This is a genomic window from Paenibacillus darwinianus, assembly GCF_000598065.1.
Classification (GTDB): Bacteria; Bacillota; Bacilli; order Paenibacillales; family Paenibacillaceae; genus Paenibacillus_I; species Paenibacillus_I darwinianus.
In genome coordinates, this window is the sequence record NZ_KK082138.1 from 34,732 (window position 1) to 40,555 (window position 5,824).

At 57.4% G+C, this 5,824-nt stretch carries 6 protein-coding genes; all 6 read left to right on the forward strand.

What is annotated here, in order from left to right; genetic code table 11:
* Positions 1-1,044, forward strand: a 1,044-nt coding sequence (gene flhF, locus BG52_RS03865) for a flagellar biosynthesis GTPase FlhF (RefSeq protein WP_036666855.1), incomplete at its 5' end; no start/stop codon positions are given.
* A complete protein-coding gene (locus BG52_RS03870; RefSeq protein ID WP_036579281.1) occupies positions 1,037-1,897 on the forward strand; it encodes a MinD/ParA family protein in 861 nt (286 codons plus the stop codon). The genes flhF and BG52_RS03870, both read left to right, overlap by 8 nt.
* 28 nt (positions 1,898-1,925) lie before the next feature.
* A complete protein-coding gene (locus BG52_RS03875; RefSeq protein ID WP_036579283.1) occupies positions 1,926-3,125 on the forward strand; it encodes a protein-glutamate methylesterase/protein-glutamine glutaminase in 1,200 nt (399 codons plus the stop codon).
* 49 nt (positions 3,126-3,174) lie between these two features.
* The gene (locus BG52_RS03880; RefSeq protein WP_036579285.1) at positions 3,175-5,208 is read left to right on the forward strand and encodes a chemotaxis protein CheA; all 2,034 of its coding nucleotides are present in this window, start codon (positions 3,175-3,177) and stop codon (positions 5,206-5,208) included.
* Positions 5,209-5,239: 31 nt separating this feature from the next.
* Positions 5,240-5,701 carry a chemotaxis protein CheW gene (locus BG52_RS03885; RefSeq protein WP_036579287.1) on the forward strand — a complete coding sequence of 154 codons (462 nt, stop codon included), beginning with the start codon at positions 5,240-5,242 and terminating at the stop codon, positions 5,699-5,701.
* Between the two features lie 3 nt (positions 5,702-5,704).
* A partial coding sequence (locus tag BG52_RS15200) for a chemotaxis protein CheC (RefSeq protein ID WP_190287457.1) occupies positions 5,705-5,824 on the forward strand: 120 nt, incomplete at its 3' end.

The window sequence follows — 5,824 nt, forward strand, 5'->3', positions numbered from 1 at the left end:
GGTGCCGCGCCGGCGGAGCGGCCCGTCTCCTCGACGCCGGAATTCGCCAGAGCGGTCATGCAGGCCGCAAAGGAATTGGATGCGTCGGCTGGCACGGCAATCTCGGACATTCCCGGCGCAGCGTCGAATGCTACGGGGGAAGCGTCGCCGAAGCCGGGCGCGGCAGCGCCGCAACATCAAGCGATGGTACTGGAAGAGATCAGACAAATGAAAGAGCTGGTCTCCAAGCTGGCCAAGCGGCAGGATGGAGAAGGCGAATCCGAAGCGTTCTCCGGTTTGCGCGAACGGCTGTCCGCTCAGGAAGTGGCGGATAAGTGGATCGACCGATTGTTCGAGACGATGCGACAGCGCCCTGACTTTGCGGAGGATGAGACGACGGTCAGGCGGATTGCAGCCGAAACGCTCCATGAATGGATCAGTCCGTTCGCGGCGCCCGGCATCGGCCGATCCAAACGGATGGTGCATGTCGTGGGACCGACAGGAGTCGGCAAAACGACGACGATCGCCAAGCTGGCGGCGGAGCAGTCGTTGAAAGGCAAGAGGAAAGTCGGCTTCATTACCTCCGACACCTACCGGATCGCCGCCGTCGATCAGCTTCGTACCTATGCGAACATTCTGAATGTTCCGCTTGAAGTTGTGTTTTCTCCGCTCGAGCTGGCCAGGGCATTCAAATCGCTGGAGGATCGCGACATTATTTTCATGGATACGGCAGGGCGCAATTTCCGGAACGATCTGTACGTGTCGGAGGTTAACAGCCTGCTGCAGACGGATCAGAACAGCGATACATATCTGGTGCTCAGCCTGACCGGCAAGACGAAGGATATGGAAGCCGTTGCGGGAAGATTCTCCCAATATGGCGTAGACAAGCTTATTTTCACCAAGTTCGATGAAACCGACACGGTCGGCGCCGTTCTCAATATGGCGATGGAGCATGGCTTCAAAACCGCATATATGACTCATGGGCAGAACGTGCCGGACGATATCGAGCCTTTCCGGCCAGACATCTACGTCCAACAGCTATTGGGGGCGGCGGATCATGAATGATCAAGCGCAAGCGCTGCGTAATCTTGTGCAGACACAGGAAACGGCCGGCGGCGGGCGCACGACGCGCATCCTGACCGTCACAAGCGGGAAAGGAGGCGTGGGAAAGTCGAACTTCAGCCTGAACTTCGCCTTAACGCTTCAGAGGCTGGGCAAGCGCGTGCTCGTGTTCGATGCGGATATCGGAATGGCGAACATCGACGTTCTCATGGGCGCATCCACTCCATACAACCTGTACCACCTGCTGAAGCGGGAAAAATCGATTTGGGACATTATTCACGTAGGTCCGCTCGGCATCCATTTTATCGCCGGAGGCTCGGGCTTCAAGGATTTGATCGATTTGTCGGATGCAGAGCTGGATTACTTCGGCGACCAGATCGGTAAGCTTCACGGCCATTACGATTTGATTCTGTTCGATACGGGTGCGGGCCTTTCCAAGGAAACGGTGAAGTTCATCGTAGCAGCCCAAGAGACGGTTGTCGTCACAACGCCGGAGCCGACCTCGATTACCGACGCATATGCTCTGATCAAAATGGTCAAAGCGATGAACCATGACGTCGATTTCAAGCTGGTCGTCAACCGGGCTATCGATGGACGGGAGGGCAAGCAGACGGCGGACAAAATCGGGCTTGTGGCCAGGCAGTTCCTGCAAATGGAGCTTCCCTTGCTCGGTGTCGTGATGGACGACGCCAATGTGACGAAAGCGGTCAAAAGGCAGGTTCCTTTTACGCTCGCTTATCCGGGCGGCGATGCGGCAAAAAGCATCGAGGACATTGCCAAGCGCTTCCTGGCCGTCGATACGGGCGGGGAGAAGGGCGGAGTCAGAGGATTTCTGCAGCGGATGTTCAGACGATAAGAAACTGATTCTTGTGGAGGTAGCCGTCATGAAGCCTTATCGCATTTTGGTAGTCGACGATTCCGCATTCATGCGCAAGCTTTTCTCCGACATTATCAACGGCGATCCCTCGTTTACTGTCGTAGGGACGGCAGCGACGGGGGCGCAGGCGGTCGAACTGCTCACAAGCGTCGAGCCGGACGCGGTCACGATGGATATGGAAATGCCCGACATGAACGGGCTGGAGGCATTAAAGGTCATTATGGAACAAAAGCCGACGCCGGTCATCATGCTGTCAGGCGTCAGCGAGGACAACATGCGCGCAACGGTCGCGGCGCTGCAGTACGGCGCATTCGATTTCATCCGAAAGCCGACCGGCTTGACTGCCGACATTCATCAAGTTGCCGAGCAGCTGCTCGTGCGGCTGCGAAGCGCGGTCAGCGCCAAGCATCGGTCAGTCTTGCTGCCGCTTCCCGACCAGCCGGCCTCCAAGCCGCCCGATAACCGGTTGCTCAAGGATGCCGCATCCGCTCAAGCGATACGAGCTGCGCCGGGGGCAGCAGCCCGTGTCGGCCGGAAACCGGCTGTGGCCCCGGCCGCCCCGGGAGCACCTGTCGCCGCGGGAGTTCCGGCGGCCTCGGCCGCTCCGCAGCCGGCGAACAGGAGTACGGCGTTCCGGCATGTGGTAGCGGTCGGGACATCGACGGGAGGTCCGCGCGCCCTCCACCAATTGATCAGTTCCCTGCCCGGCGATCTTCCGGCACCGGTGCTCATCGTCCAGCATATGCCGCCTAAATTCACGCATTCTCTCGCACAGCGGCTCGATTCATTCTCGGCGCTGTCCGTGAAGGAAGCCGAGCACGGCGAACAGGTTGCTGCGGGCACGGTCTACATCGCTCCAGGCGGTTATCATATGACGCTTGTCCGGACGGGAGGCCAATATCGGATTGACCTTTCGCTGGGCGAACCGCGCGGAGGCCATCGGCCTTCCGTCGACCAATTGTTCGAGTCTCTTGTACCTTTTGTTGAGCTGGCCCGGCATGCAGTCATCATGACCGGGATGGGAAGTGACGGTGCAAAAGGCATGAAGGCTTTGGCGGAAAGCGGCGCGGTTACGACGATTGCCGAATCGGAGGAAACCTGTATCGTATTCGGTATGCCGCGCTCCGCCATAGAGCTCGGCGCCGCCAAAACCGTATTGCCGCTGCCCGGCATCGCTCCGCAATTGGCGGGAGCGGTGATGACATAACGGCACTGATTACCTAGAACGAGGCAGTTCACACAGGAGGTGCAAGGGAATGGATATGAATGCGTATTTGTCGATGTTTATCGACGAATCGAATGATCATCTTCAATCATTAAATGAAAATTTATTGCGGCTTGAAAGCGCTCCTGAGGATTTAAGCATCGTACAGGTCATATTTCGATCTGCGCATACGCTGAAGGGCATGTCCGCAACGATGGGCTTCGAGGATTTGGCGTCGCTTACCCACGAAATGGAAAATGTGCTCGATCTCGTCCGGAACAACAAGCTTAAGATGGACGGGTTCATTTTCGACACGTTATTCAAAAGCCTGGATGTGCTCGATTCGATGGTGCAGGACATTGTCGGAGGCGGAACGGGCAAGGCGGACGTATCCAATATCGTCGCTTCGCTCAAAGCGATCGTCAGCGGCGAATACCGAACGGATGCGGCTGCAGGCGCGCCGGCCAAGACGGGCATGGATGGAGAACCTCGGGGCATCGAGCTGGATCAATTCCAGATATCGGTTCTTCAGCAATCGATGGAGACCGGCCATCAGGTGTTCCATATTATCGTCAAGGTTCGGGAGGACTGCGTCCTGAAGGCCGCTCGGGCCTACATGGTATTCGAGCTGCTGGAAAGAAGCGGGGAAGTCGTCAAATCGGAGCCGTCGGTGCAGGAAATCGAGCAGGAGAAGTTCGACCGTTCCTTCTCGGTCTATCTGATCACGCATAAGCCGATGGAAGAGCTGAAAACCCAGATCGAGAACGTCTCCGAGATCGAATCCGCACAGATGACCCTTCTCGACGAAGAGTCGCTTTCGCTTCTCTCGCAGCCCTCCAAGCCGCAACCGGCAGCCGACCGACCCGCCGAGGACAAGCGTCCCGCTGCCGATGAGAATAAGCTGCGCACGAGCGGGGCCCAGAGCGGAGGAGCCGTCACAAAGACGATCCGTGTGGACATTGAGCGGCTGGATGTGCTGATGAACCTGTTCAGCGAGCTGTTGATTGACCGAGTCCGATTGGAGCAGCTGGCGGGCGAAATCCGCCGCAGCGATCTGACGGAAACGGTCGAGCATATGGCGCGCGTCAGCGGCGATCTGCAGAATATCGTGCTTAAGCTGCGGATGGTACCGGTCGAGTCGGTGTTCAACCGGTTCCCGCGCATGATCCGCGATCTGGCCAAAACGTTGGACAAGAAAGTCGATCTGGTCATTACCGGAGCGGAAACGGAGCTGGACCGGACGGTAATCGACGAAATCGGCGATCCGCTCGTGCATCTGCTGCGCAACTCGATCGACCACGGCATCGAGGCTACCGAGAAGCGCCTGCAAGCCGGCAAACCAGAGTCCGGCACCGTCAACCTGCGCGCGTTTCACAGCGGCAACAACGTCTTCATCGAGATTGAAGATGACGGCGGCGGAATCAATCGAGAGCGCGTGCTGGCCACGGCCATTAAGAACGGCGTCGTGACGGCTGATCAGGGCAAGTCGATGAGCGATGAAGAGGTATATATGCTCCTGTTTGCCCCGGGCTTCAGCACGGCGGAGAAAATATCGGATATTTCCGGACGCGGCGTCGGCCTGGACGTCGTCCAAACGAAAATCAACTCGCTCGGCGGCGCGGTTGGCATCCAGTCGGAGCTCGGCAAAGGAACCGTGTTTTCCATCCAGCTTCCGCTCACGCTTTCCATCATATCCGCCATGCTCATCAAGCTGGGCTCCGAGAAGTTCGCGATTCCTTTGTCTTCGATCATGGAGACGTCGATCATACGCCGGGAGCAGATCCATCACATTCACGGCAGCCAGATGATCGAATTCCGCGGCGCGATCATTCCGATCGTCTCCCTCAGCCGGTTGCTCGCTTCGCCGGACTTCGACGAATCGCAGGAGACGGAGACGGAGGTCGTTATCATTCGGAAAGGCGACAAATGGGCGGCCGTGATGGTCGACGAGTTTATCGGCCAGAGCGACATCGTGCTAAAGCCTCTTGGCAATTACTTGAACGGCTCGCCGGCAGTATCCGGCGCTACGATTCTGGGCGACGGACAGGTTGCGCTGATTATAGACCCCAACGCACTGATTAAATAATTTACCGGACGAACAATGAGGAGGTCCACCAATGGGCGAGGAGTTAAAAGTAATCGTATTCGCGCTTGCCAATGAGCATTACGGAATTGAAGTCGACAAAGTCCGCACGATCGAGCGGATGATGCCGATCACGCGCGTCCCCAAAACACCGGCTTTCATCAAAGGCGTCATCAACCTCCGCGGCGTCGTCATCCCGGTGATTGATTTGCGCGGCCGCTTCGGGCTGGAGCAAACGGAGGCGACTGAAAACTCCCGCATCATCATCGTCGCCTCGAATGATCTCGAGGTCGGATTCATCGTCGACTCGGCGAACGACGTCATCGATATCGACAGCGACGCGATCGATACGCCGCCCGAAGTGGTCGGAGGCATTAGAGCGAAGTATTTAAGAGGCGTTGCGAAACTTGACGAGCAGCGTCTTCTGATCATGTTGAATTTGGTCGAAGTGTTGAATAAGGACGAAATCATCCAGCTTGAGCAGCTTGAGGAATAGCGTGTGAGTCTATTTAGCGAATTCGCGGACGATTTTAAGCTGGACGTGCTGAAGGAAGTGGGGAATATCGGAGCGGGACATGCGGCCACAGCCCTCTCGCGGCTTCTCGACAAGCCAATCGAT